1 rRNA gene is annotated in these 1,832 nt (G+C 57.0%); it reads right to left on the bottom strand.

From position 1 onward, the window contains the following. Positions 1–2 precede the first annotated feature (2 nt). Positions 3–1,832, bottom strand: a 23S ribosomal RNA gene (locus ACFVWU_RS44860); the annotation flags it as partial.

Here is a 1,832-nt window from a genome sequence, read left to right as displayed (position 1 = left end):
CTGAGGACAAGCCCTCGGCCTATTAGTACCGGTCAACTCCACCCCTCACAGGGCTTCCATATCCGGCCTATCAACCCAGTCGTCTACTGGGAGCCTTACCCTCTCAAGGAGGTGGGAGTGCTCATCTCGAAGCAGGCTTCCCGCTTAGATGCTTTCAGCGGTTATCCCTCCCGAACGTAGCCAACCAGCCATGCCCTTGGCAGGACAACTGGCACACCAGAGGTTCGTCCGTCCCGGTCCTCTCGTACTAGGGACAGCCCTTCTCAACACTCCTACGCGCACAGCGGATAGGGACCGAACTGTCTCACGACGTTCTAAACCCAGCTCGCGTACCGCTTTAATGGGCGAACAGCCCAACCCTTGGGACCTACTCCAGCCCCAGGATGCGACGAGCCGACATCGAGGTGCCAAACCATCCCGTCGATATGGACTCTTGGGGAAGATCAGCCTGTTATCCCCGGGGTACCTTTTATCCGTTGAGCGACGGCGCTTCCACAAGCCACCGCCGGATCACTAGTCCCTACTTTCGTACCTGCTCGACCCGTCAGTCTCACAGTCAAGCTCCCTTGTGCACTTACACTCAACACCTGATTGCCAACCAGGCTGAGGGAACCTTTGGGCGCCTCCGTTACCCTTTAGGAGGCAACCGCCCCAGTTAAACTACCCACCAGACACTGTCCCTGATCCGGATCACGGACCCAGGTTAGACATCCAGCACGACCAGAGTGGTATTTCAACGGCGACTCCACAACAACTGGCGTTGCTGCTTCACAGTCTCCCACCTATCCTACACAAGCCGAACCGAACACCAATATCAAGCTATAGTAAAGGTCCCGGGGTCTTTCCGTCCTGCTGCGCGAAACGAGCATCTTTACTCGTAATGCAATTTCACCGGGCCTATGGTTGAGACAGTCGAGAAGTCGTTACGCCATTCGTGCAGGTCGGAACTTACCCGACAAGGAATTTCGCTACCTTAGGATGGTTATAGTTACCACCGCCGTTTACTGGCGCTTAAGTTCTCAGCTTCGCCCCGACGAATCAGAGCTAACCGGTCCCCTTAACGTTCCAGCACCGGGCAGGCGTCAGTCCGTATACATCGCCTTACGGCTTCGCACGGACCTGTGTTTTTAGTAAACAGTCGCTTCTCGCTGGTCTCTGCGGCCACCCCCAGCTCAGAGTGCAAGACTCGTCACCAGGAATGGCCCCCCTTCTCCCGAAGTTACGGGGGCATTTTGCCGAGTTCCTTAACCATAGTTCACCCGAACGCCTCGGTATTCTCTACCTGACCACCTGAGTCGGTTTGGGGTACGGGCCGCCATGAAACTCGCTAGAGGCTTTTCTCGACAGCATAGGATCATCCACTTCACCACAATCGGCTCGGCATCAGGTCTCAGACTATGTGCTACGCGGATTTGCCTACGTAACGTCCTACACCCTTACCCCGGGACAACCACCGCCCGGGCTGGACTACCTTCCTGCGTCACCCCATCGCTCACCTACTACCCCGTTGGGTCACCGGCTCCACCACTTCCCTTTGCCCGAAGGCTCCGGGACGGCTTCACGGGCTTAGCATCAAGAGGTTCAGCGTTGGCGCTTCAAAGCGGGTACGGGAATATCAACCCGTTGTCCATCGACTACGCCTGTCGGCCTCGCCTTAGGTCCCGACTTACCCTGGGCAGATCAGCTTGACCCAGGAACCCTTGGTCAATCGGCGCAAGAGTTTCCCACTCTTGTATCGCTACTCATGCCTGCATTCTCACTCGTATACCGTCCACGACTCGATTCCTCGGCCGCTTCACCCGGCACACGACGCTCCCCTACCCATCACAGCA

Source organism: Kitasatospora sp. NPDC058190, from assembly GCF_042883685.1.
Lineage (GTDB): Bacteria > Actinomycetota > Actinomycetes > Streptomycetales > Streptomycetaceae > Kitasatospora.
This window is presented reverse-complemented; position numbering and strand designations above follow the sequence as displayed.